This window comes from Butyrivibrio sp. AE2032 (assembly GCF_000702965.1).
Genome location: NZ_JNLF01000005.1, coordinates 2001846 through 2025694 on the forward strand (window position 1 = coordinate 2001846; position 23849 = coordinate 2025694).

25 protein-coding genes are annotated in these 23849 nt (G+C 48.2%); 21 read left to right on the forward strand and 4 right to left on the reverse strand.

The genetic code is table 11. The features are described from left to right. Positions 1-5: 5 nt before the first annotated feature. The 5 genes from BO18_RS26365 to BO18_RS26385 all read left to right on the forward strand — a co-directional run bounded on the left by BO18_RS26365 (position 6) and on the right by BO18_RS26385 (position 4577). Positions 6-1904: a diguanylate cyclase gene (locus BO18_RS26365; RefSeq protein ID WP_034450767.1), complete on the forward strand. Its 1899-nt coding sequence runs from the start codon at positions 6-8 to the stop codon at positions 1902-1904. Positions 1905-1960: 56 nt separating this feature from the next. Further along, positions 1961-2911 (forward strand): SGNH/GDSL hydrolase family protein, encoded by a 951-nt coding sequence (locus BO18_RS26370; protein ID WP_034450770.1) that lies wholly within the window; start codon positions 1961-1963, stop codon positions 2909-2911. 11 nt (positions 2912-2922) lie between these two features. Next, positions 2923-3360, forward strand: a complete 438-nt coding sequence (locus tag BO18_RS26375; RefSeq protein WP_034450773.1) for a hypothetical protein — start codon at positions 2923-2925, stop codon at positions 3358-3360. A 16-nt stretch (positions 3361-3376) separates the two neighbouring features. Then, a complete protein-coding gene (locus BO18_RS26380; RefSeq protein ID WP_034450776.1) occupies positions 3377-3976 on the forward strand; it encodes an HAD family hydrolase in 600 nt (199 codons plus the stop codon). A gap of 172 nt (positions 3977-4148) precedes the next feature. Beyond that, on the forward strand, positions 4149-4577 hold the full coding sequence (locus BO18_RS26385; RefSeq protein WP_034450778.1) for a hypothetical protein: 429 nt from the start codon (positions 4149-4151) through the stop codon (positions 4575-4577). Between the two features lie 109 nt (positions 4578-4686). Here the strand turns inward: BO18_RS26385 and BO18_RS26390 are convergent, their stop codons facing one another. The 3 genes from BO18_RS26390 to BO18_RS26400 all read right to left on the reverse strand — a co-directional run bounded on the left by BO18_RS26390 (position 4687) and on the right by BO18_RS26400 (position 7166). Beyond that, positions 4687-5010: an HU family DNA-binding protein gene (locus tag BO18_RS26390; RefSeq protein WP_255351003.1), complete on the reverse strand. Its 324-nt coding sequence runs from the start codon at positions 5008-5010 to the stop codon at positions 4687-4689. A gap of 192 nt (positions 5011-5202) precedes the next feature. Then, positions 5203-6450 carry a HAMP domain-containing sensor histidine kinase gene (locus tag BO18_RS26395; RefSeq protein ID WP_051689201.1) on the reverse strand — a complete coding sequence of 416 codons (1248 nt, stop codon included), beginning with the start codon at positions 6448-6450 and terminating at the stop codon, positions 5203-5205. After that, on the reverse strand, positions 6447-7166 hold the full coding sequence (locus BO18_RS26400; protein WP_330379645.1) for a response regulator transcription factor: 720 nt from the start codon (positions 7164-7166) through the stop codon (positions 6447-6449). The genes BO18_RS26395 and BO18_RS26400 overlap by 4 nt, the downstream gene beginning before the upstream one ends. Positions 7167-7302: 136 nt before the next feature. On the opposite strand from BO18_RS26400, the gene BO18_RS26405 reads away from it, so the two are divergent. From BO18_RS26405 to BO18_RS26445, 10 genes are all read left to right on the forward strand, one after another. Next, positions 7303-8061, forward strand: a complete 759-nt coding sequence (locus tag BO18_RS26405) for an ABC transporter ATP-binding protein (RefSeq protein WP_034450787.1) — start codon at positions 7303-7305, stop codon at positions 8059-8061. Between the two features lie 2 nt (positions 8062-8063). Further along, positions 8064-10403 (forward strand): ABC transporter permease, encoded by a 2340-nt coding sequence (locus tag BO18_RS26410; protein WP_034450790.1) that lies wholly within the window; start codon positions 8064-8066, stop codon positions 10401-10403. A gap of 272 nt (positions 10404-10675) precedes the next feature. Next, positions 10676-12070 (forward strand): MATE family efflux transporter, encoded by a 1395-nt coding sequence (locus BO18_RS26415; protein ID WP_034450794.1) that lies wholly within the window; start codon positions 10676-10678, stop codon positions 12068-12070. 71 nt (positions 12071-12141) lie between these two features. Continuing rightward, positions 12142-12483, forward strand: coding sequence for a C-GCAxxG-C-C family protein (locus BO18_RS26420; RefSeq protein WP_034450797.1), 342 nt, complete (start codon positions 12142-12144; stop codon positions 12481-12483). A gap of 144 nt (positions 12484-12627) precedes the next feature. Further along, positions 12628-13068 (forward strand): hypothetical protein, encoded by a 441-nt coding sequence (locus tag BO18_RS26425; protein ID WP_034450799.1) that lies wholly within the window; start codon positions 12628-12630, stop codon positions 13066-13068. Positions 13069-13150: 82 nt separating this feature from the next. Further along, a complete protein-coding gene (locus BO18_RS26430) occupies positions 13151-14356 on the forward strand; it encodes a carcinine hydrolase/isopenicillin-N N-acyltransferase family protein (RefSeq protein WP_034450801.1) in 1206 nt (401 codons plus the stop codon). An 83-nt stretch (positions 14357-14439) separates the two neighbouring features. Beyond that, complete coding sequence (locus BO18_RS26435) at positions 14440-15900, forward strand: glycoside hydrolase family 43 protein (protein WP_034450802.1); 1461 nt, start codon at positions 14440-14442, stop codon at positions 15898-15900. After that, positions 15897-16511, forward strand: a complete 615-nt coding sequence (locus tag BO18_RS26440; protein WP_051689202.1) for a class I SAM-dependent methyltransferase — start codon at positions 15897-15899, stop codon at positions 16509-16511. Before BO18_RS26435 ends, BO18_RS26440 begins: the two co-directional genes overlap by 4 nt. A 25-nt stretch (positions 16512-16536) precedes the next feature. Further along, positions 16537-16680, forward strand: coding sequence for a hypothetical protein (locus BO18_RS35145; RefSeq protein WP_185752578.1), 144 nt, complete (start codon positions 16537-16539; stop codon positions 16678-16680). Positions 16681-16786: 106 nt separating this feature from the next. Beyond that, a complete protein-coding gene (locus BO18_RS26445; protein ID WP_185752579.1) occupies positions 16787-17002 on the forward strand; it encodes a hypothetical protein in 216 nt (71 codons plus the stop codon). Between the two features lie 22 nt (positions 17003-17024). On the opposite strand, the gene BO18_RS26450 is transcribed toward BO18_RS26445, so the two are convergent. Then, complete coding sequence (locus BO18_RS26450; protein ID WP_185752580.1) at positions 17025-17861, reverse strand: carbohydrate ABC transporter permease; 837 nt, start codon at positions 17859-17861, stop codon at positions 17025-17027. A gap of 167 nt (positions 17862-18028) precedes the next feature. On the opposite strand from BO18_RS26450, the gene BO18_RS26455 reads away from it, so the two are divergent. The 6 genes from BO18_RS26455 (at position 18029) to BO18_RS26480 (ending at position 23827) form a co-directional block, all read left to right on the forward strand. Continuing rightward, a complete protein-coding gene (locus BO18_RS26455; RefSeq protein ID WP_034450807.1) occupies positions 18029-19036 on the forward strand; it encodes a carbohydrate ABC transporter permease in 1008 nt (335 codons plus the stop codon). Between the two features lie 17 nt (positions 19037-19053). Next, a complete protein-coding gene (locus tag BO18_RS26460) occupies positions 19054-20430 on the forward strand; it encodes an acyltransferase family protein (RefSeq protein ID WP_034450809.1) in 1377 nt (458 codons plus the stop codon). Positions 20431-20432: 2 nt separating this feature from the next. Then, complete coding sequence (locus tag BO18_RS26465) at positions 20433-20753, forward strand: hypothetical protein (RefSeq protein ID WP_034450810.1); 321 nt, start codon at positions 20433-20435, stop codon at positions 20751-20753. 15 nt (positions 20754-20768) lie between these two features. After that, positions 20769-21605, forward strand: coding sequence for a hypothetical protein (locus BO18_RS26470; protein WP_034450812.1), 837 nt, complete (start codon positions 20769-20771; stop codon positions 21603-21605). 45 nt (positions 21606-21650) lie between these two features. Continuing rightward, positions 21651-22448 carry an AAC(3) family N-acetyltransferase gene (locus BO18_RS26475; RefSeq protein WP_034450813.1) on the forward strand — a complete coding sequence of 266 codons (798 nt, stop codon included), beginning with the start codon at positions 21651-21653 and terminating at the stop codon, positions 22446-22448. A gap of 146 nt (positions 22449-22594) precedes the next feature. Beyond that, complete coding sequence (locus BO18_RS26480; RefSeq protein ID WP_034450815.1) at positions 22595-23827, forward strand: DUF4026 domain-containing protein; 1233 nt, start codon at positions 22595-22597, stop codon at positions 23825-23827. Positions 23828-23849: the final 22 nt, after the last annotated feature.

A 23849-nucleotide genomic window follows, 5' to 3' on the forward strand; every position in this document is an offset into this window, starting at 1 on the left:
TTGCCATGAAGAAAAAGGTTGCCGTGTTCACGAACGGCTGGAATGACGATTATCTGGATTTCGCGCTTGAAGGAATAAGACGGCGCGCGGCGGAAGACAATATCGATGTTTTCATATTCCTCGATTATACTTCTTACGACAAAGCCAAAGACGACATAACCGGTGATCTTAATATATTGAATCTTCCCGATCTGGCGGATTTTGACGGTGTGCTGCTCTTGGGGAACACACTTAATAATGCCGGAGAGAACATGATACTCCGTGAGAAGATCCTTAAGGCCAAGGTTCCCGCAATTTGCCTTGAGTATGTTCTGGACGGGATAAACTGCATAAGGACCGAGAACACCAACGGCATGAAGGAACTCGTTGAACATCTCATAACGGTCCATGGCGTCAGGGACGTGTTCTGGATCAGCGGTCCCGAGGATAACGAAGACAGTGTATTGAGATATCAGACCATGATCGAAGTCATGGAAAAGCACGGACTTACATTCAATCCCGCAAATAGCTTTAACGGATACTGGAGCTATGCGATCGTTGAAGATAAGCTGCCGGAAGTTATCGCCAAAATGGATAAACTCCCGGATGTGTTTATCTGCGCGAATGATAACATGGCTCTTGCCACATGTATTGTCCTCGGAAAGGCCGGCATAAACGTGCCCGGGGACGTAAAGGTCACCGGTTATGACAATCTCATGAGCGGCAATCATTTCTCGCCGGCCATTACATCCGTTGACCGCGGATGGGATGAGAGAAGCTATCAGTCCATGGACAGTCTGATCGGTCTCATGAACGGTGATCCCGACTTCGGCGACAAAGTGTATGATTCCAAGTTCGACCTTGGCGAGAGCTGCGGATGCACCTTGGGACATGAAGGCGTTCTTATCCAGCAGGAGGCGAGAAAAAGGGCATTCCTCATACCTGTCGAAAGAACGATATTCGACTGGCATCTGATAGTGCTGGATGATTCCGTTGCCCACGTAAAGACAGTAGACGATATACACGAGGCTTTTAAGGGGCTGTGGGAGAAGGACCACTCCTATGAGGGCGACGAGTTCTACGTCTGTCTTGATCAGAGTTTTATCGATTCCATGCATAATGACATGGACTGCAGGACTGAAGGCTACAGCGAGGAGATGGATGTCATCTTCGGCATGAAGGACGGGAAAGTCCTGGACAGGGGTATGGTACCGGTGTCTGATCTGGCTCCGGGTTACGACGGGGATTCAGAGGAGACTTCAACATACCTGTTCGTTCCGCTTCACATCGGCGCCGAGACCTTCGGATATTTCGTAAGCAGAAATCACCATAAGATGATCAAGGATTTCTACCTCAATTCCCTGAACAGACATATCGCGGCAGGCCTTTCCAGGGCTCGCCAGAACATCAGACTCGAGAATCTGAACAAGGTCCTCGCGGACATCTCCGTCAGGGATGAACTGACAGGTCTTTATAACCGCATGGGATATGAGAAGATCGTTATTCCTTATCTCGACGATCTCCGCCGCTCGAAAATAAAGTCCGTGATCATGGTTGTTGATATCAACAAGATGAAGGAGATAAATGATCTCCACGGTCATCTTTTCGGAGACATGGCGATCAAGACAGTGGCTAACGTAATAAAGAACACCGTTCCCGTAAACTGGAAAGCGGTGCGCTATGGCGGAGACGAATACGTAATAATCGGCAGTTACGATGAAGCCGGTAATATTGATTCGCTCAGGGACGAGATAATCAAGAAGTCCAGACAGGTATCCGAAGAGCTGAACATGCCGTTCAGACTTGGCGTCAGCGCAGGTTATGTTATCATTGATACCGACAACACGCTGGAGAACGAGGAATACTTCCGCATGGCTGACGAGGCTATGTACGAGATGAAGAGGGAAGCGCATAAGAACGACTGACGGGATCTTTCTTTTCCCTGTTTTCCACCGGACGAAAAAATATTGGCAGGCACTTTATGATATTGACTAACGAAGATCTTAAAAAGATATATTTCGGCGCTTATGAATTTGAAGAGACCGAGGACGGTTACCTGAAGGCAAACCAGTATTCCAAAGCCCAGATGGAGTATTTTGATTCCGCACTGGAGATGTGGGCTGAAAGGTGCGATGCCTCCACCGCAAAGACGATCGAGTTTACGACGGATGCATCCGAGGTCTCTTTCGACTACAAGATGATATGGAAATGCTCGGAAGATTCTGTGGAAGCTTATGTCGACGGTCTGGCTCATCAGATATTCTATGTTAAAGACATGAAGGAGGAGGGCAGCCTTAAGTTCACTCTTCCCGAAGGAACTCACAGGATCGTGATCTATCTTGCGGCGGACGCGACGCTCCTTATAAAGAATTTCGCCATCGATTCCACATATCAGATCCCCGTAAAGAACACGAAGGTCCTCTGGCTCGGAGATTCCATAACTCAGGGATACGGACCGCTGCGTTCTTCCGAGACATATGTCAGTATCGCAAACAGAAGCCTTGAGTGGGACATCATAAACCAGGGCATCGGCGGATATATCTACGACAAGAAGTCTCTCATGAAGATGCCCGGGTACACTCCCGACAAGATAGTTGTGGCGCTCGGGACCAATCAGTACGGCACTGAGACCATGACTGATATCGAAGAATACTATGAGGTGCTTACGGGTATATACGGTACCGAGATCCCCATACTCTGCATATCGCCTATCTGGAGGGGAGACAATATTGAAGCTCTGCCCGTCTTTTACGGATTCTGTGAGAAGGTGAAGGAAATTGCCGGAAGATATCCGAATGTAATAGTGATAGACGGTCTTACACTCGTGCCGCATCTTGAAGAATATTATCTGGATAATCTCCATCCTAATCTCCTGGGAACTGAAACCTATGCGGCCAATCTCGTAAAGGAGATAAGGGAAACAGGCTTCTGACCGACAGTAATGTGGAATATGAAGGTTCCAGCTACAGCATCGCCGTAAACGGACAGACGGGAAAAGCTTCCGGAGTGCTTCCGGTGAGCAGAAAGAGCATAGAGGCCAAAGCAAAGTTCAAGGCCTTATTGCCCGCTCTCGTTTACGGAGCGTTCACCACCATTCTGGCCGTGATCATAGCTTTGCTGTCTTCCGGTATTTTTCAGGGTCTCGGATTCGGCTATTTCGTGATAGTATTTTTACTGGTCCTGTTCCTTTCAGGTATCCCGGCGGTTCCATTTCTCATTCCGGCGGAGGTAAGGGCGTTCAGTTCGATGCGGCTTGATGATCTCATAACGATCGGAAGCGCGCCTGACGCTGCCGAATACGTCGATTACCGCGTTAAGATCAAGATGGAAAACAGGGATTCATTCCTGAGTACAGTGCAGAAGGGGCAGGAACAAAACTGAAAGGTATATACATCTTATGATAAAAAATATCGTTCTCGACATGGGAAATGTGCTCCTTGATTTCAATCCCGGTTTTGTGCTGGACCAGTTCTGCTCTTCTGCTGAGGAGAAGGAGATCATCATGCAGGAACTCTTTAACGGTCCTGAATGGAAGATGGGAGACAGGGGAGACATAAAGGACAAGGACAGATTCGATCTGGTGAAGGAGAGGGTCCCTGAAAAGTACCATGAGGCCTTAAGGAACTGCGCAGACAGATGGGATGTCTGCATGACGCCGCTGGATGGTGCAAGAGAGTTTTGCGAGAGCGTAAAGAACAGCGGTTACGGCATCTATATCCTTTCTAATGCGAGCGACCTGTTTTATGTATATTTCCCCAAATTCCTGCCGCTGGATTTCTTCAACGGTGTTTTCGTGTCTTCCGATTATCTCATGCTCAAGCCCGATGTGAAGATATACAGGACATTCCTTGATAAATACGGTCTGAAGGGCGAAGAGTGCCTTTTTGTCGACGACAGGGAAGACAACGTGGGAGGCGCCAAAGAAGCCGGAATGAATACTTTCCGGTTTTTGGGCGACTATGACGCGGTGCTGAAGCACTTAGCATCCCAAAGCTGAAATACCCGTTCCCCATCTGTCATGCCTCAATGGAACATATCGCCTCAGCGTGATATAATCTCGTTATGAAAATTGACTGAAACGCTTTAAAACGCTACTGCTTGGATATATTTCAAAACAGTCCTTATGCTGTTTTTGCAAATACAAATCTCTCGTCAAGGGGTAAAAACTGATGGGTACGGATAATAAAGATCAAAAGGTAGATCAGTTATTAAGAGGCATCTACAGGCTTTGTGTCAATAAGGATGAATGCAGCGCCTGTCCGTTCTATGTTACCAAGTGCGTTTTCGGAGAACCCAAACCCGGCACGTGGTTCGATGAGGAGACCATAGAACTCCCCAAGCCCCCTATACGTGAGCCCGTTGTCAGAGAGTCCTTTATCCATCTTCCCGAAGACAAACCCAAGGAAGAAGAAAAGAAAGAAGAAAAGGAAGACGATTCCAAGGGAACATGGCTCGTCAGCACCACGATGGGCAGTGTCTTTTCAAAGTATGTCTATATCTGCTCCAAGTGCGGATACAAGAAGGAATCTGTCCTGTCGATCACGCCAATGGCATATTGTCCCGAGTGCGAGAAGAAAAAGGCCAACAAGGACAGCTGAGTTTTTCTTCCGCCAATACAACCGGGTAGTATTTTTATCAAAACAACAGGGGCTATCTCTTAGTTTTGAGATAACCCCTGTGCTTTAACCCATATTCAGTAGATAAGAATTACTTCTTGCTCTTCTTTGCAGGTGTATTAACCTGATCCTTGAGTGCCTTGCCTGCCTTGAACTTAGGAGCAGTGCAAGCTGCGATCTTTGTAGCAGCGCCTGTCTGAGGGTTGCGGCCTGTTCTTGCAGCTCTCTCGGATGTCTCGAAAGTACCGAAGCCTACGAGCTGAACCTTGCCGCCGTTCTGGAGCTCATCACCGACTGTTTCGATGAAAGCCTTAACTGCTGCCTCTGCAGCTGCCTTGGAGATGCCTGCCTTTGCAGCCATAGCGTCAACTAATTCCTGTCTATTCATGATAGATCCTCCATAAAGTTGATTAATTACTTTGCCGGATAAGCCCTTTTGGGGCACCGACAAGGCAGTATTATAAGGATCGCCGGATCCGAAAACAAGGCAAAACGGGTGTATTTGGGGATGTTTTGGTCACTTGACCAAAGTTTCTGTTTGCCGGGTAACGGATCTTTTCCAAATAAAAGAAATTTTAGGGTTCGCGAATGCCGGCCGTTTATGCTTTCAGACCTTGCGTATGACGATCTCGGCGGTAAAACCGCCGCCTTCGCGGTTTCTTAATTCCAGACCGCCGCCCATTTTTTCCATAAAGCGTGATGCCAGGTAAAGTCCCAGGCCGCTTCCGTCCTTGCCCGAATCTGAGGCTTCGGAGCCCCTGTAGAACTTGGTCGTGAGCATCGCGAGCTCATCTTCGGGAACGCCGGGACCCCTGTCTGACAGGATAACCCGGATATTGTCCTCTTCGGATCTATATTCGACCTCAAGGGCCGTCCCCGCATACTTGAACGAGTTTCCCGCGATGTTGTCTATGACCTGTTCGAGTCTTAATCTGTCGACCAGGATAAGACATTCGGGAACGGAACCCTTCTGCTCGACCGTGCCGTAAAAACGGAGGTCGCCAAGCATGTCCTCGATAATGAGAGAACTTTCCTCACGGGGCGTGACCTTGAGTTCATCCAGGTCATCCAGTGTCGCGCGGAACATATTGTCGATGAGCTGCTCGACAGATGTTGCTTTTGACTTGATGACAGATACTTTCTCCTGAATATCCTCATCCTTATACTTAACTTCCATTACTTCGCATGTTGCCTTGATGGTCGCGACAGGTGTCTTGATGTCGTGGGATATCTCCGCAACGAGTTCCTGCTTGCTCCTGTTGGCGGCCGCCTCGCGCTCGGAAGATGCTTTAAGTTCCTCTCTCATGCGGTCGAAGGATTCGGTAAATGCGCCGAAATAATTATGCCTGTCCATGTTGAGCGGAACATCGAGATTGCCCTTTGATACACTGGCTGCAAAAGACGAGAGTTTATTGAACGGTCTGATATAGAAATACCATATGATGAACATCAGAAGGACCCCGGCAGCATATACCGAGCCGAGCACCCACAGCATCTGGATCTGCGAATTCCTCGTCCTTGCCGCAAATTCTTCCTCTCTTGCATTGAATGCGATCTTGCCGGCGATAGCGCCGTCTTCCCGGTAATCGAAGACCGACATGCCTTCTTTTATGAAGTAATTGTTCATTGACTCGTATCCGTCATCGGCAACGAGCGCGATCTTACAGTTGTATTCATTCTCGAGAGAAGGTATATCAGCACCGGATAAGAGCTTATCCTCGATCTCGTCACGCTTTGTGTTGAGGTCGAGCATGTCGATGGAATAAGACGAGCTTTCACCGATCTTGTTCCACAGGACAATACCGCATATGAGGATGACTATTGTATAGAGGATCGCTATTATCCGGATCTTCATTGATCCGTCTCCAGGATGTATCCTGTGCCCCAGACGGTCTTTATGAAGCGCGGTTCATTGGGATCTGCTTCGATCTTCTCGCGCAGACGGCGGATGTGCACGTTAAGTGTGCTGTCAGAGTAGAATGAATCTCCCCAAACCTCGTCAAAGAGCACTTCCTTGGTGACAATGGTGTTCTTATGGGCATAAAGACATGACAGAAGAGCGAATTCCTTTGATTTCAGCTGTACTGTCTTTCCCTCGACCGTGCAGCTCATCGTAGCGGGATCGATCGTGAATATCTCACCGGCATCCTGAACGGCCGGGCCGCTGAGCTGCTTTACGGCTTCCAGCCTTTTGAGCTGAACCTTAACCTTGGCGAGAAGAACACTCAATGTATATGGTTTCTTTATATAGTCGTCGCCGCCGATGTTGAGCGCCACGAGCACGTCGTCATCGCTCTGGCGGGCGGAGATAAACAGTATCGGTGTGTCATACTTTTCGCGCAGTGTCCTGCAGAGGGCAAAACCGCTCTCGTTTCCGAGATTGATGTCCAAAAGGAATATGTCAGCGGTATTATCCTTCAGAAAAGAAAGGCATTCTTCTGAAGATGATGCAACGGCGCAGGTTACGCCGAACATCTCAAAATACTCCTGCGTCATGCGGGAAAGATCTTGTTCATCATCGATTATTAAACAGTTATAATTCATATTTCGAAGTATAGCACAACAGACCATGGCCGAAAGATATTAAAAAACCATGTAAGAAACAGTTAAGGATTGAACAAGGTCTGTGTAAAGTATTCTTCACGGCAAAGGAATAGAATCGCAGTGTAAGAATTCTGACAAACCAAATCGAAAGGGAAAGATGAATATGGCAACAACAGTACTTAAAGCAACGGACCTCTGCAAGACATTCTCCAACGAGAGTGTTCAGCAGCACGTTTTAAAGAACCTTAATCTCGAGATCAGAAAAGGCGACTTCACGGTCATCATGGGAGATTCCGGTGCAGGGAAGAGCACGCTCCTTTACGCACTCTCCGGCATGGACCGTCCGAGCCTTGGCGCGATCCTGTTCGGGAACGAGGACATCTCACATTACAGTAACGACAAGCTCGCTCTGTTCAGGAGAAAGCACTGCGGATTCGTTTTCCAGCAGAACTACTTAAACGACACGATGAGCGTTCTGGACAACATCATAGTTTCAGGTCTTCTTAAGAGTAAAGACAGAAAGGCGATCGCGGCACGTGCCAGGGAGCTCTTAATGCAGGTAGGACTTGACGGGAACTGCTACAACAAGTTCCCGAACCAGTTATCAGGCGGTGAGAAGCAGAGAGTGGCACTCGTAAGATCTGTCATTAATGAACCTGAGATCCTCTTTGCGGACGAGCCTACAGGAGCTCTTAACTCACAGAATACCGCAGCAGTATTGGATATTCTCACCGAAATGAACAGAAGGGGACAGAGCATCGTAATGGTTACACATACCGTCGCTGCAGCAGAAAGAGGCAACCGCATCCTTTACTTAAGAGACGGTGTCATCTGCGACGAGATCACGCTCTCGCCTTACGAGGGCCAGGACAGGGAACGTCATAAGCAGCTTCGCGCATTCCTCACAGACATGGGGTGGTAAACATGAATTCATTATTCTTCATTGCGAAAAACAACATTAAAAAGCACAAAGGTGAAGTGGCAATTATCTTCGCGCTGATCTTCATCGCGGCAGTACTTCTTTTCACAAGCCTCTCGCTCATACTCTCAGGATCTAACATGATAAAAGAGTGCGATGAGAAATACCACGTTGCAGACCTCCTGGTCGTGGCGAGAATAACGGATGAGGACAGACTTGATGAGATCTTGGATCCCATTGAAGGATATGAAATGAAAGAGTCTGTTCCGCTCATCATTACAGGAGCCGATTACTGCTACAGCGACATGGAGCCGGAAGATGCGATCTCATATGGGTTCTATATTTTTGATTCGGCTAAACCCACATATCTCAACGGATATCCGGAAGAGTTTAACGATCTTAAGGACGATGAGATCACACTTCCTTACTACATGTCTTATACGGTAAATGCCGGCGACAGATTTACGATCAAGATCACGAATAAAGACTACGAATTTAAGGTAAAAGGATTTACCGAGAATCTGTATTTCGCGACATCAATGAACATATCCGGATTCAACGTGCTGGTAAGCCATGATGTTTTCGAAGAGATCTCTGAAAATGTAGACCCCGCATGCAACAGAACGGCTGTGAATTTTAAAGTTAAAGACGGTGTGGATATCAATGAATTTGACAGAACAGTCCAAAATGCATTCCCCGGTGACATAAAATTCACCACGACTGACCGTCCCACCATGAATGTCGCAACAACAGGAATGTCGAATGTTGCGTGCTCCATTATCCTCATCTTCACGGTCATGCTTGTAGTCATGTCAGTAATCATCATGCATTTCTCGATAAAGAACTTCATCGAACTCAACGTGCAGAACATCGGTCTCCTTCAGGCAACAGGTTATACGGCAAAGGAACTCCGTCTGGCATGCATTCTGGAGCAGATGATAATTGGACTCTTCGCAACTGCAGCAGCAGTAATCGCCGGCATCTTCTGCAGCAGACCGTTAACCGTACTTTCGGGAACGCTGATGGGCTTGTCGGGTTTCTCCGGAATCTGCATCCCGGCGCTCATCTCGACACTTGCCGGTATTCCGGTCATGGTACTCCTCGGCTCCCTGATCGCAACATCCTCATATAAGAAACTCACCGTTCTGGAAGCATTAAGGAGCGGCATTACATCACACAACTTCAAGAAGAACCACTTTCCTCTTGAATCAAGCCGCCTTCCCTTGAGCCTCGTTATGGCCGGTAAGAACATATTCGGTTCAGGCAAGAAGAGCGTATTCATTACTCTAATCGTCGCAGGCCTGGCATTTTCAACCTGTCTCGGATTCACGCTCTTCCAGAACTGGGCACTTGACCAGTCAGCCCTTTTAAAACTCGTCGGATTCGAAGCCGCGGATATCCAGGTGGATGCACCCGGCAACGAGGAATTCGTCCGGGACATGATGGCTGATGAGAACGTCGAAAAGGTAAATAAATGGTCAACCATTTCTTCGATGGAAGTTTCTTACCTGGATAAGTCAACATCACTCGGGATAGATGTTTATTCTGATATCGGTCTTATCGAAAACGAGTACGTCCTCGAAGGACATCTGCCTAATAACGGAAATGAGATAGTACTTACAACAGTGGAGGCTGAAAACATCGGCGCATCATTGGGAGACATCGTAAACGTTAAGTCACTTACAGATGACGGCACGGTCCCTTATACCGTCTGCGGCATCGACCAGAAGATAAACAACATGGGCAAAAAGGCGGTCATGAATGAAGAAGGCGCAAAGCGCCTGAATCCTGATTACCAGTTCAGTGAAGTACTCGTTTATCTTAAGGACAGCTCCAGGGCAAAGGAACTCAAAAAGCAGTGGGAAAAAGAATATACCGACTTCCAGTTCACGCTGGTAGATGACCTCATCGGCTCAACGATCAGCACCATAAAAGCTGCTATGGAAGGTATCTGCGTTATATTCATCATCGCTACCTGCTTTGTGGTTATCCTTACGCAGCTCCTCCTCACCAGAGCACAGGTCATCCGCGAGAGGACCGATCTCGGCGTATCCAAAGCATTGGGCTACACATCAGGCGAGCTTATCAGAAGGACACTGATGACAAACATGCCGACCATCGCGCTCGGCGTAATCCTCGGATTGCTGCTTCATATCGCATTTGCAAACCGCTCAATCCTTTTTGGCCTGTCATCCTTCGGCATCAGACAGAACGACTTCTCGACTGACCCCAAGTGGTATGCAATAACGGCAGCGATCATCCTTATCTGCGCAGTGATCACCGCATTCCTGAGCGGCAGAAGCATCACAAAGCTCGAGCCTGTCAGGATACTTAAGGAGGACTGACCGGCGGACAATAGACCGGTTTGAACCCCGGTTGTATAATCTTCAGGTTTTTTCATGGGTCGAAATTGCACGAAAAACGGATTTTGTGCAATTCCGGCCCTCTTTTTGACGGTGAAATTATACGATCATGATCCCGCCCGTTTTGCTCACTTCGCGAAATGGATCAGCTAAAAATGTACTGCATTTTAATATATACATATCCGGTCGTGTAGTATTATTTAGCCCGTTGAAATGCATTGATCACAAAGGTTTTAAGATAACAGGGACGGACAATGAATAAGAAAAGCACAGTTGTCATAGACGAGAAGACTCCGCTGCTCATTCTGGCGGGGCCGATGTTCCTTGAACTCTTCCTCAACACGATGCTCAACAACGTGGACACCTTGATGCTGAGCCACTATGACGAGTATGCGGTAGGCGCGGTCGGCAATGCCAACACCATCATGTTCATGATGAACATCCTCTTTAATGTCATCGCGACTGCGACGAGCGTTGTCGTTGCACAGTATCTCGGTGCAAAGCAGTTCAGCAAGATGAACATGATCTACACGCTCGCTTTTGCTGTTAATCTCGTAATAGGCTTTATCCTCAGCGGAGCTTTCTGCGCAGCCAACCCTCTGATCATGGATTTCCTCCATGTATCTCCGGAGATGAGACCGTACTCGATGATCTATATCTACATCGTCGGAGGCGGAGGATTCATTACGGCGGTGTTCAATGTCATGCTCCAGATATTAAGGTGCAACGGCTACCCGAAGATCGGAATGTGGGTAACGCTTGCCATCAATGTCATCAACATCGGAGGCAATTACCTTTTCCTGTACGGCCCTTTGGCATACCTGAATATCGGCGTCGCAGGCGTTGCGATATCGACCGTTGCGGCAAGGCTTATCGCCGTGATCGCAGTCATAATATTCTTCTACGTTGCAAAGATCGGAAAGATATCACTCCGTTACTTAAGACCGTTTCCGGGAAAGCTCCTTGCAAAGATGATCAAGATAGGCCTTCCGACGGCAGGCGAGAACCTTACTTACAACCTTTATCAGACGACGCTCCTGTCATTCGTTAACGCCATGGGCAACGATGCGGTAAATGCAAGGGCTTACTGCAACACGCTTATTTCTTTCGCGATGATCTTCTCGAACGCATCCGCGATGTCGACGCAGATAATCACGGGACATCTCGTAGGTGCCGGCAAACAGGATGCGGCATATAAGAGAGTTTTCAAGACTTTAAGGACATCGATGCCCATAACGATAGCGCTGGCTTCGGTCAACGCGCTCCTTTGCAGGTACACGCTGCAGCTCTTTACTGACAACCAGAACATAATAGCTCTGGGACAGATGATCATGATCGTCGACATATTCGTCGAAATGGGACGCTGCCTCAACATGACCTTCGTCAGCAGTCTCAAGGCGGCGGGCGCCTACATATTCCCGCTCATCATGGGCATCCTCTGCAACTGGGGACTCGGCCTTGCGACCGGATACACAGTAGGCGTCGCGCTCGGCGTCGGAGTTGCTGGCATCTATGCGGGAACCGCAACGGATGAATGTATCCGCGGCCTTATAGTCATGTACTACTGGTATAAGAAGAAATGGTTCGGAAAGTCGGTCGTTGACAAAAAGGACACCCTTGAACTTGAAGGGAAAGGGAGTTCCCGGTAGATTTTCCGTTCGCAAAAGGGGCTCCCGAAATGGTATATTCATAGAGAATAATCTTAAGAACGGTGAGACCTATGATCGACTACGAAACAATCGCGAGAAACAATCACAGCAGCGGCATGAACTGCGCGGCGGCTGTTTACGATGCGCTTGGCATCAATAATCCGAACAAGACCGAAGCACCGCGCCCGAGAGCCATTGAAGGCAAATGCGGGGCTGTCCTGGCGGCAGAGCAGGTGATCAGGGAAGCGGGCGGCACGGAAGAAGACGTGGCTGAATTTGAAAAGCGTTTTACGGAGAAGTATAAGCACCTGAAGTGTTCAGAACTCCGCGGCTTCCTAAGCGGAAAATGCAATGATTATGTCGGATTTGCCGCAGCGGAAGTCGGGAAGATGGGCATACTTTCAGATCCCTGATAACGCGGCTGTATTTTGCACAGCGATATTTAGCAGATGAGAAGTCATCCCGCAAGGCATACTTTCGTGATCGCGGAACAATGCCAAAATAACAGAAAGCAGAATGGTCTGCCGGAACTATACGATCGTCAAGGAGAAGACAGCATGGAAGATGATGAGAACTTATTGGATCAATCCCCGTTTATGGATATGGACCCGAACAGTGCCGAATTTGTTGAAGGCATATTTGGCGAAATGACAGAAGTTTATGGCCAGTTCATTGATTTTCTTTCTGATGTGGCGGCCGAAAAACCGGATAGAATGGGTCTTATGGTAGTGGGTATTATCGTTCCATTATTTACACTGTCCAATGACGCTTACGTGATCTCCCAAAAAAGGGAAGGCACATTTTATACGTGCGGATTCGATGAACTGAAGGCAATAATAGATGAATTGTCCGATTACGGTGACGGTTTCGAAAAAAAGGGAGAAAGGGACCCTGTAAAACTTGCCAAGATCATCAACAGATATAAGGATTACCTTTCCTCCCTGTATGATGTTCTTACTGCTGAAGGCTGGGATCTGGAAGCTCCTTTCGACAACTGATCCTTAAACGATACATGAACGATATATCCGGCAGTTATCATTTATCCTGAGAAGACCTCGGGGATAAAGGATACCGTATCATATGGATAAAAAGAGTACAGCATCCGCAGCAGTCCTGCTGTTTGCCGGAATATGCGCAGTGGTAACGGGCAGCATTATTGCGCTGCCTCTGACACCGGTTGTCAGGATACTGGTATGGACCGCGGGCGGGGTGCTGATAATTGTATCTCTCGTCAGGCTCATTGCGTACGTTACTCACAAAAAAGCATCTCACATAGCGGTTATCCCGGTATTGGGCATAACCGTCTTTTTTGTGCTCTTTTCGTTCAGTGCGCGCGATAAGATCAGATCACTGTTTTCCATCAGGAAAGAAGGACGCGGGATATATTCGATGACTTATTACGGGGATGCCATGACCGACCAGGCGCTTGATGCGGGCCTTATGACACCGGAGGATTTCTCTGACTGGATACGCAGAAAGGAATTCTATAATTTCCCGTACAGATATGAGGATCCGCAAAACGGATGCTCGGCTTTTACCTCTTTGTCTGACAAGGGCGGCATTCTTTTCGGATTTAACTTCGATGCTCCCGAGACCGGTGTCAGCACGCTTATTGTATATACGCACCCGTCGGACGGATATGCATCTATGGCAACGGTGCCGCTCGGCCAGGTCTTCGGAACGGAGGGTTACGATCCCGATCTTCCGGATGCCAGGTTGTTGATGCTGTCGGCTCCGTACATCATAAACGACGGTATAAATGAGGCGGGTCTCGGGATAACGAGTCTTCAGCTTAAGATCGGGGAGACACACCAGGATAACGGAAAACCGGATGTTACGGGCAGCTGCCTTTTGAAAAGGGCGATACTTGACCATTGTGCGACGGTCGAAGAGGCGGTGGAACTGATATCACACTACGATGTGCACAGCCATAAAGGTGTTTCGTTCCACTTTTTCATATGTGACAGAACAGGCAAAGCGGTCGTCGTCGAATGGTTCGGAAATGAGATGAGCGTGGTCGAGGCGGACGCATGTACTAATTCCGCTCTGGCGCCGGAGCACTTAGGTGAAGGATCCGTTGACGAGAGGCTCCCAACACTGCAGCAGACTCTTGAGGAAGCAAGCGGGATACTTTCTGCCGCGCAGGCGAGGAATCTTCTTAACGCGGTCTCACAGGAAGGCTATACCGACTGGTCCAGCCTATACGATCTTGACCGGCTGACACTTTCGATCTGTCTCAATGAGGAGTACGGCAACGCATATTATTTCGAGCTTTCGGGAAGATAACAAAGCTCTTTCCTCGCGGAAACGCAGTCCTGGCGTTTGGTATAATTCAAAAAACGGTAAAGGCTTATTTGGAGGAGAATCAAATGGGCAGATGCTTTCATTTTTACATGGATATTCCCGACCCCGACGTGATCTATCACGACGGATACTATTACCTGATAACGACGACCATGCATTTCTTCCCGGGCGGGGAGATATTGAGATCTGAGGATCTGAAGAAGTGGGAGCATTTTTCTTATGTTTTCGATAAGCTCGAAAGTACGCCGGATCAGAGGCTCGAGGGCAGCGGATATATTTATGGCAAAGGAATGTGGGCTCCGGTGATAAGATATCATGACGGGATGTTCTACGTTGCCTTTTCTTCAAACGATATGGGAAAGACATATCTGTTCAGGTCGGAAGATATCGGAGGTCCGTGGAAACGCAGCGAGATCAGTGGTTTCTACCATGATCTTTCCATGCTGTTCGACGGTGGAAAAGTCTATCTGGTATACGGCAATACCGACATTCACCTTACGGAACTCAACGGTGAACTGACGGGTCCCAGGGAGGGAGGGCTCGACCGCGTCATAGTTGATGACAGCGGCAACCCGGTGCTCGGACTTGAAGGTTCGCATATCTATAAGGTCGGCGGAAGGTATTATCTTTTTATGATCCATTCCCTGCGTGACAAATGGAGAAGAGTCGAGGCCATGTATGTGGCTGACAGCCTTGAAGGAGAGTTCACGGGAGGAGATATCTTCGACAACGATCTCGGGATAAGGGATTCCGGCATAGCTCAGGGAGGGATCGTAAATGGTCCCTGCGGCGATCACTTCGTAATGTTCCAGGACAGCGGCGCGGTCGGAAGGCTTCCGGTCATCGTGCCGTTTAACTGGCAGGAGGGAAGACCTGTCTTCGACGAGGAGAACACCGTGGAAGAGTGTGAGTTCACAGGGCTTTACGGCAGTGATGACTTTGCAGACGGACACAAAGATTTCTGGCAGTTCAACCATGAACCCGACTTTAACCTGATCAGGTTCGAAAACGGATATCACATCACGACCGATAAGGTCGTAAGGAACATTTTCCACGCTAAGAACACACTGACTCAAAAGATATTGGGACCTGTCTGTCAGGCAGAGGTTACGATAGATGCATGTGATCTGAATGAAGGAGACTTTGCCGGCCTTTCCGCATTCCAGGGAGATTACGCTTTCATCGGCATAACAAAGGATGCTGAAGGTTTCCATGCGGTAATGCTCAGCAACAAGAGCAAGGGCGGTCCCTGGGATCTGAGTGAAGAGAAGGGGCTTTTGGAAGCAAAGGAACCGGTCTCCGGGAGCAGGCTGACTGTCAGGGTCGTATGTGATTTTACCAAGGACCAGGCAACATGTTTTGTCGTGAACGATGAAGGTCTTAAGCAGATCGGCACGCCTCATGACCTGCGCTTCAGGCTCGATCATTTCACCGGATGCAGATTCGCACTTTCGTGCTTTTCCACTGTCAGTTCCGGCGGAACAGCCGTCTTCAGAAATTTTGTATACGGAGGGGATAACGCATGAGCATCAGGACGAACTACGAAAAATGGTATGAGGGCGAAGACTATTACTGGGGTCTGGAGCCCGGAGATTTTCTTGATGAACTTATAAGGCTATGCCCGCCGGCTGAAGGCTGCAAAGTACTCGATATCGGGTGCGGCGAAGGCAAGGACGCCGTCTACATGGCTCAGCAGGGTTACGATGTAACCGCTTTCGATCTGACCGAAAACGGCATCAGGAAGACCTGTTTGCTGGCTGAGAAGAGAGGCGTGAAGATAAACGCATATATAGATGACATCAACACGTTTGAGGTTGATGGGCAGTACGACATCATCTATTCGACAGGCACTGTCCAATACCTTTTCGATGAGAATAAGAAAGGCTTTTTTGAAAAGCTCGAAAAGATCACGAAGCCCGGCGGCATCGTGTTCATCAATGTGTTTGTGGAGAAGTCATTCCTTGAGCTTCCGCCAGACTGGGATAAGGAAGAGAAGATGTGGAAGTCAGGCGAGCTCTTCACTTATTTTGCAGACTGGAAGATGGAGCGCATCGATGAGGTTATCTTTGAAGATAACAGCTGCGGCATCCCGCACTTCCACTGCATGGATACCATTATCTGCAGGAAAGTGAAATGAAAAAGATAATTGCGGCCGCATCATTTTGGATCTTGATGAAGCATACGCAGATACGGAAAACAGTGAGTATGCTGATCTCATCGGGCTCGTAAAGAACGGTACCGCTGAGGACAGGGCAAACTTTTCTTTAAGCGTCAGGACGACATATTTTCCTGCGGTCAAAAGGTGATCTGCAGTTCGAAAACATACTTGTTTATGATTACATGTATGATCCAGGTTACGATGACATAACTCTCCAGGCACACGGATATGTTAACGGTGCGGAGGCTGAGCTTATGCAGTACCGTGCGGAGTACGGACCGGACATATACCAAACGGGGTTTTATAAGGATTTTTCTATCGATTCTTATCCCGATCCCGACACGTCCGGTGTCGCAGATCCTGAGGGGTTCATACCCGAAGTCGCCCTGTTTGCACGTGAGAATATTGATAAGATGGAGACCGGCAGCAAGAAGATCATATACGGGCGCCCGCTCAAGCCTGAGGACTGACCTGAGGCACATTTTTCAGCATTTATAATTTGACGCTGCCCAACTGGATGCCTTCAACTATGTGCCTTGCCAAAAGCAGGTATACGATTATCAGCGGAATGACAGAGACAAATTCCGGTATCATGTAATCACCCAATGCGTAATTCAGAATCAGAACGAGAGGCAGTGTCCTCTGGGAGTCCTCCGTTATGAGGACCATTGGCAAAAACATGTCAGTCCAGCTGCCGGCAAGTGCAAATATCGCCTGTGTGGCGATCGCGGGTTTTAAGATCGGCAGAACGATCTGATGGAATATCCTGATCTCTCCTGCTCCGTCGATCCTTGCGGATTCAATGATCTCCTTTGAGAAACAGGATTCCAGATAGAGTCTCATAAAGACTACCGAAACGGGAGTCGCTATGGCGGGAAGGATGAGTGTTGCGAGGTTATTGTTCATGTGGTAACTGTAAGCCAGTCTTATGAAAGCAACCGATGTAACTGTGTTTGGTATCATCATGAGAGCGAGGACCAGATTGCTGAATACTTTTCTGAATCTCCATTTATATGCGAAGATTGCATGCGCCGTAAGAGCAGAGCAATACACGTTCAGAATGGTACTGCCGGCAGCGACAAATACTGAATTAAAAAAACCGCGTACTGTCCTTTTATTTAAGAAGACTCCGAGTTCTTTCACTCTCTTAGGTATGATCTTCAGGACTCTTGCGGGATTGTTGAATTCGAATCCCGAGAAGTCAATGAGCATGATCAGGATCGGGTAGACAGACAGGAATACCAGGAGCAGAGAGATGATATAGACGATGGCCTTGAGCTTGATCTCATTCTTCCTGACCGCCAAACTGTGTATTCCTCTAAACTTCAAACCGGTTTCCTTTTTATCTGTCTGCAGACTGTTGTAAGTGTATCCCCAAGCGTAATTTTATTGGAATCCGTTGAATGTGTCAAACGCTCTTTATATTTATTTTCCTTTTTTGTATAATACTTTCGTTATATAAAATTGCCGCGTTAAGGCGCGGCGGCCGGGGATATATGGAAAAAAGGGAATCTATCGAGAGACACTATAACAAATGGGGTTATATCTTCATAATCCCGTTCTTAATAGCTTTTATTCTTTTCCAGCTTTGGCCGATGATAAATACCTTTTACTTTGCCTTCTGCGATATGAAGCACTGTGATTATTCAGAAACCCCGAAGACCCTGATGTCTTTGGGACTGCCGTGGTATAAGAATTTCGCGGATCTTTTTGATACAAACACGTTTGTGATCTCGGTGAAGAACACGTTCTTCTTCTGGATCTGGCAGACCATACCAGAATGGATCCTTGCATTCTGGCTTGCGGCTATGATGACTGACAGAAGACTTAAGATTAGAGGAAGGTCATTTTTCAAGACCGCATTTTTCTTTCCCCAGGTCATGATCGGAACGACGGTAGGCAGTAATATCATTTGGTTATTTCTGGGATTTGCGGCAAGCTCGACCGCTTTTTCCCTTACGGCTGCCGCCATCAACGGTTTCGGAGTAACGGAGAAAGACTTCGAATTCTTCATGTCTTCCCGTTTCATGATAATAGTTGTGGGAGCTTTCCTTCACTACGGCATCACATTCATCTATGCCGTTGTCGGCATGACAAGTATCCCCGTGGAGATATTTGAAGCAGCGGAGATAGACGGTTCATCGAGACTCCACACATTCTTTCACGTCACGCTCCCGTGCATGCGTCCGATCCTGTTCTTCATCGTAGTTATCTCGGTTGTTGACGGCCTGACCGACGATTATGCCGCGTCAATGCTGGGCAATCAGTATGATACAGCCCGAAGAACGGTTACCATGCGTGAGTATCTTGATAAATTGGTCGGTTTCGGATCCGCCTATGACAGGGGTTCCGCTTTCTGCCTTATCCTGCTGGCTATGTCCGCCGTTATCTCCGGACTGATCTATTTCTTCCTTATCAGGGACAGATATGAAGCAAAGCTCGCAAGGGAGATCAGGAAGGAAAAGAGGATGGAAAGAAGGCTCAAGGCCGGAAAGGCGAACTGAGCGTTCTGAGGTGGATCATGGCAGAGTTTTTCGGAAACATAACTATATGGACTGTCCTCGATAAGATCTTATGCTTTTTCTTTATCGTCCTTTTTGTATGGGGCGGCACGAACAAGTTCGGCAGAAAAGGTGAGTTCAATGATGACTTCACCGGCCTTGACGCGATGAAGTCCGTCAGGGGTTTTGCCGCTCTCGGCGTCATACTCCACCACACATCACAGGAATTCATGTTCCAGGAGGAAGGCGTGCTCTCGGCATTCGTCAATGCGGGCGCGTATTTCGTCGCGATATTCTTTTTCTGTTCCGGATACGGACTGTTAAAGAGTTTCGATACCAAGAAAGACTATCTTAAGGGATTCATAAAAAAGAGGATCGTTAAGGCAATCGTCGTTCCTTTCTATGTAAACGTGATCGTTTACGGCGTTCTTATGTTCATCGCGAAGATGCCGCTCGAGAAAACACAATGGGTAACGAATTTCCTCGGCATCACCATGATGAACAGATATGCATGGTTCCCGATAGTTCTCTCGATCCTTTACCTGGTCTTCTATATCTGCTTCCGTTTCATCAAGAACCGTCCGGTCTGCTTTGCCGTGATCTTCGTTTTCATGATCGGCATGGCAATGGTCTTCTGCTTTGCCGGACACTATGCATGGTGGTACGGTCCCGAGAACTGGTGGATGGACGACAACTACTGGGAGACGCAGATGCAGTGGTGGCAGGGTGAGCAGATCTTCTGGTTCAGCGGCGAATGGTGGGTCAATGCGGCGCCGGCATTCCTTACGGGTCTTGTTTTTGCTAATTACGAGAAGCAGATCGTGGCTTTCTTCAAAAAGAAGTATGCACTCAAGTTCCACATCCTGCTGATTATCACAGTAATTCTCTACAAGCTTTCAGATTTCGGTCAGGCACATTGGGGCTACTGGACCGAGTGGAATGGAAACGGTCCCGCGATCGCGGACAAGGTCTGTACGTATTTCTGCCAACTGCCTTTGTTCCTGACTCTCCCGTTAACGGTATTTGTCCTCATGATGAAGTATCACGTGAGCAACCCGGTATCAAGGTTCTTCGGCAAGTACTCGCTCCACACATATCTCGTTAACCTGGCGGTCATCACTTCTTTGAGGTTCATCGAACTTCCGGAGGTTCTCGTAAACGTAGGCGACGTAAAGAACAATCTCCTGCTCTATGCGGTCGGCGTCATCCTGTTGTCAGCTTATTTCGGCATGAAGGAACAGAAACTCACCGGGTGGGTACAGGGCAAGCTCTTCAGAGAGAAGAAGGTCTATGAAGCTCCGAGATGGTCGCTTTCTGATCCCGATGACAACTCAAAGCACACGGTTTGTGTCAAAGATCCGGTTGCTCCTGCCAAGGAAGCAGGAAGTCAGGGATAAAGATGGAAAAGAAGAAACTGAGCATTACATGCGTTCTGGGATTCGCGGTCTCGGTGCTTGCTCCGGTCACGGCATTTTTCCTTGCAGTCAACAACGTACAGTGGTACAAGTACTATATGACGTTTTTAGGCTTATCAGGTCTCTCGGTCTTTGCAGGACTTGTACTTTCCATTGCGGGTACCGTTTCAGCGAAAAGGTCCGGAAAAGGCGGCAGGGGACTTGGCATTGCAGGTATAGTTATCTCGTTGCTGGAAATGATAGGTGTCATACTGTTTATAATATGTTTGATATGGCTCGGTACAGGCGTTCAGATGTCGAATTAAAGGTTGTGTTTATCTATGCGTGATCTCATAAACAAAAAAGAAAAGAATGAAACAGCTAAGAGGATTATCGCGTCAGGTCTGACGTTGGTGATACCGTTCTGCATGTACGGATGTTCTTTAATCGGAGGCAAAGGCAGGAACTATCAGGAGCGGGTCGACAACCTTGATAAATACGTGGACGATCTTACGGGCGGTGAGAAGGTCAAATCTGTCGATTCCTCATCCGGCGCGCAATACACCTATAAATGTCTTGACCGTGATCTCGAGTTCGGCGTCAATATCTTCGAAGGTACGACTTCTCTCGACGGAAGTTTTGCGCACGGCACCGGCAAATTCTATTACAGCGATTACTACGATGAGGCCGTGCACTACTATTGGCAGGAGGAGTTTGAAAAAACGGCTGAAGGACGCGGTTTTGACTTTGTGCATTTCGGTGACTGTACGGACAGTAAAGGTGAAGAATCCCTTTTCTTTTCAGGTGATAACATAAGCATCTATATTGATAAGGACTGCACCGATGAACAGGTCGAAGAAGTCGATGCGATGCTCAGGGCTATCCGCGACATCTGTGTGAAGGAAAAGGGATTCCATAAGAAGACGACCGACTTCAAATATTCCGTTTTGCTTTATTGGTATGATGCCGGAACGGATCACTATGATGCAATGGAAACCTTTTGGATCTCTGCGGACACAAAGGATGATGAGCTGCACGTAAAGGATATTCCTCTGGATACTACAAGAAGGGGTATCACCGGATGCCCCTTAAGGGCAACCGTCATAAACACTCTAGGCGACGGTGATGTATTCGTATACGGCACGGCAAGGGAAGCCCCCTGGGATTTTGAGGAATGACGTTGGTTCTGCCCGCGCGGCTGAAGATGACATAAAGGTGAGTAAATGCTGTCTAAACAGGATATCGTAAAGTTCATGGAAAAAAACGGCATAAAGCACGATGACAAAGTCGTTGTGCATGCTTCGCTCCGTTCCGTGGGTCCCATCGAAAACGGAGCCGACGGACTGATCGATGCCATGTGTTCTTATCTGAACGAGGGACTTCTGCTCATCCCGACGCACACCTGGGACGATGTCGTCAGGGAGTCTCCCTATTACGATGTCAGGACGACTGCGCCCTGTATCGGGACTCTGTCCATGGTGGCATTTTCGCGCAAGGACGGTGTAAGGTCACTTCATCCGACCCACTCGGCCGTTGCATTCGGCAGGGATGCGGCGGATTTTGTAAAAGGTGAGGAGAAATGCGGATCACCCGCGCCGGTAAACTCCTGCCTGAGCAGGCTCTATGAGGAGAACGGAAAGGTCCTTCTGATCGGTGTCGGTCACGAGCGGAATACTTATCTTCATTCCGTCGACGAGAGGCTCGGCATACCTGACCGTCTGAACCCGGATCCGTTCGTTATCACGATAAAAGACTACGACGGCAATCTCATCGAGTCGCCGCCGTTCCGCACCCACTATACAGTTGCGGCCGACCGTTGTGTTTCGGAGTATTTTCCCAACTACAAAGAGGCATTTGAATACACCGGTGCGGTCAGTTATGCGGCTTTGGGAAATGCCACAGTTTATGTCTGCGATGCCAGGGGCATGACCGATACTGTCAGAAAGCTCTGGCAGAAGACGGATCACGATCTTTGCATAAGCGATAAGAAAATCCCGGAAGAATATTACAAAGAGCAGTAAGCTTTGGGGTGTGAGCTGCGGACTGTTAATTCAGGATGTGTGCGGTGAGCGGCGGTGCCCGCATTCAAAAAGGAACTTTACAATTATTGTTATAATGTCTTCAACTGACAAACAAGCGCTAAGCAGAAAAGCAAAGGAGCAGCCCGATGAAAGAACCTTCTTATATGATCGTTATCCCTATGAATGAAAATGATCTTGAGGATCCGAAGAATTTTACGGATAACCTGCAGGACAATGAACATATCAGCATAAAGGACATGCATTTTGATGATGACCGCGGACTGGTGATCCTCTTCAAAGTCGACGATAACGAGTATGAGGTCGAGATCGGTCCCGTGGATGTGGAGATACCGAACTTTATCCGTCCGGCGCATGCTTTCTCCGAGGAGGAGTTCAGAAAACTCGATGAGGCGCGCGTGGGCCTGGGCGTCTGTATGGATTATGAAGGCGACAACAACAAGTGCTTTCATGACCAGCTCCGAATTATAAACGCAATGTTCCCTGAGCTTTTGGCAGTGCTGGACTGTCCTTCCGAAAAACTCCTGTCGGGCAAGTGGGTGGCTCTGGCAGCAGGTTCATCAGTTCTGCCCGCGCCCAGATATCTGTTTACGGTCCAGGCGATATCGGACGGCGGTGAAGAAGTGTGGCTCCATACGCACGGCCTTAAGCGCTGCGGTATGTATGAACTTGAGATATTGAATTCCAGGAAGGAAACCTTCAATGACCATTACAAAATGATCGAATCATTTGCGGTCAGGATGCTCGAGAACGATGAATCGATCGAGCCGGGCGACGGTGTCTTTATCGGACAGGCTGCGGGAAAGATCCTGACCCTTACGGCCGTCGACTGGAAGGAGGCACTTGAATACTATCCTGATATTTCTCTCGGAACGGAGGAAGACCGTAATGATGACGTTCATAACGAAGACACGTATGTCCTTATGATCTACAGGAATTCACATGACGAGGAAAACCGTATCTATACACCGGTCCAGGATTTCGATCAGTTCCTAGATAAGAATCCCATGTATATGTTCTCGAACGAAGAGACCAAGCGTATGAGCGACCTTGCCATAGAGAGGATTCCATATATGATCAAGGCTTTCGAAAACAAAGAAAACACGATCCTAATAAAGATCGGACTCCTTGCGGACGAGGAACACTGGGAAGACGGCAAGCCCCAGCACGAGCACATCTGGTTCGAGTTAAAGGACGTGAAGGACGGTTCCGTTGTGGCGCAGTTAACGCAGGAGCCTTACTACGTTTCGGGTATCAAGGAGGGCGATACCGGAACATATCCGTTCTCTGACATTACGGACTGGATCATCTTCACGAAGGAGTGCAGGATCACTCCGGATGACGCATATCTTCTCTGCTGAGAAACCGAGAAAAAAAATCAGA

What these genes read in the sequence shown, in the direction of transcription:
- BO18_RS26365 (WP_034450767.1), top strand. Translation starts at nt 6, where the DNA reads ATGAAGAAAAAGGTTGCCGTGTTCACGAACGGCTGGAATGACGATTAT.
- BO18_RS26370 (WP_034450770.1), top strand. Translation starts at nt 1,961, where the DNA reads ATGATATTGACTAACGAAGATCTTAAAAAGATATATTTCGGCGCTTAT.
- BO18_RS26380 (WP_034450776.1), top strand. Translation starts at nt 3,377, where the DNA reads ATGATAAAAAATATCGTTCTCGACATGGGAAATGTGCTCCTTGATTTC.
- BO18_RS26385 (WP_034450778.1), top strand. Translation starts at nt 4,149, where the DNA reads ATGGGTACGGATAATAAAGATCAAAAGGTAGATCAGTTATTAAGAGGC.
- BO18_RS26395 (WP_051689201.1), bottom strand. Translation starts at nt 6,450, where the DNA reads ATGAAGATCCGGATAATAGCGATCCTCTATACAATAGTCATCCTCATA.
- BO18_RS26400 (WP_330379645.1), bottom strand. Translation starts at nt 7,166, where the DNA reads ATGGTCTGTTGTGCTATACTTCGAAATATGAATTATAACTGTTTAATA.
- BO18_RS26405 (WP_034450787.1), top strand. Translation starts at nt 7,303, where the DNA reads ATGGCAACAACAGTACTTAAAGCAACGGACCTCTGCAAGACATTCTCC.
- BO18_RS26410 (WP_034450790.1), top strand. Translation starts at nt 8,064, where the DNA reads ATGAATTCATTATTCTTCATTGCGAAAAACAACATTAAAAAGCACAAA.
- BO18_RS26415 (WP_034450794.1), top strand. Translation starts at nt 10,676, where the DNA reads ATGAATAAGAAAAGCACAGTTGTCATAGACGAGAAGACTCCGCTGCTC.
- BO18_RS26420 (WP_034450797.1), top strand. Translation starts at nt 12,142, where the DNA reads ATGATCGACTACGAAACAATCGCGAGAAACAATCACAGCAGCGGCATG.
- BO18_RS26425 (WP_034450799.1), top strand. Translation starts at nt 12,628, where the DNA reads ATGGAAGATGATGAGAACTTATTGGATCAATCCCCGTTTATGGATATG.
- BO18_RS26430 (WP_034450801.1), top strand. Translation starts at nt 13,151, where the DNA reads ATGGATAAAAAGAGTACAGCATCCGCAGCAGTCCTGCTGTTTGCCGGA.
- BO18_RS26435 (WP_034450802.1), top strand. Translation starts at nt 14,440, where the DNA reads ATGGGCAGATGCTTTCATTTTTACATGGATATTCCCGACCCCGACGTG.
- BO18_RS26440 (WP_051689202.1), top strand. Translation starts at nt 15,897, where the DNA reads ATGAGCATCAGGACGAACTACGAAAAATGGTATGAGGGCGAAGACTAT.
- BO18_RS26445 (WP_185752579.1), top strand. Translation starts at nt 16,787, where the DNA reads ATGCAGTACCGTGCGGAGTACGGACCGGACATATACCAAACGGGGTTT.
- BO18_RS26455 (WP_034450807.1), top strand. Translation starts at nt 18,029, where the DNA reads ATGGAAAAAAGGGAATCTATCGAGAGACACTATAACAAATGGGGTTAT.
- BO18_RS26460 (WP_034450809.1), top strand. Translation starts at nt 19,054, where the DNA reads ATGGCAGAGTTTTTCGGAAACATAACTATATGGACTGTCCTCGATAAG.
- BO18_RS26465 (WP_034450810.1), top strand. Translation starts at nt 20,433, where the DNA reads ATGGAAAAGAAGAAACTGAGCATTACATGCGTTCTGGGATTCGCGGTC.
- BO18_RS26470 (WP_034450812.1), top strand. Translation starts at nt 20,769, where the DNA reads ATGCGTGATCTCATAAACAAAAAAGAAAAGAATGAAACAGCTAAGAGG.
- BO18_RS26475 (WP_034450813.1), top strand. Translation starts at nt 21,651, where the DNA reads ATGCTGTCTAAACAGGATATCGTAAAGTTCATGGAAAAAAACGGCATA.
- BO18_RS26480 (WP_034450815.1), top strand. Translation starts at nt 22,595, where the DNA reads ATGAAAGAACCTTCTTATATGATCGTTATCCCTATGAATGAAAATGAT.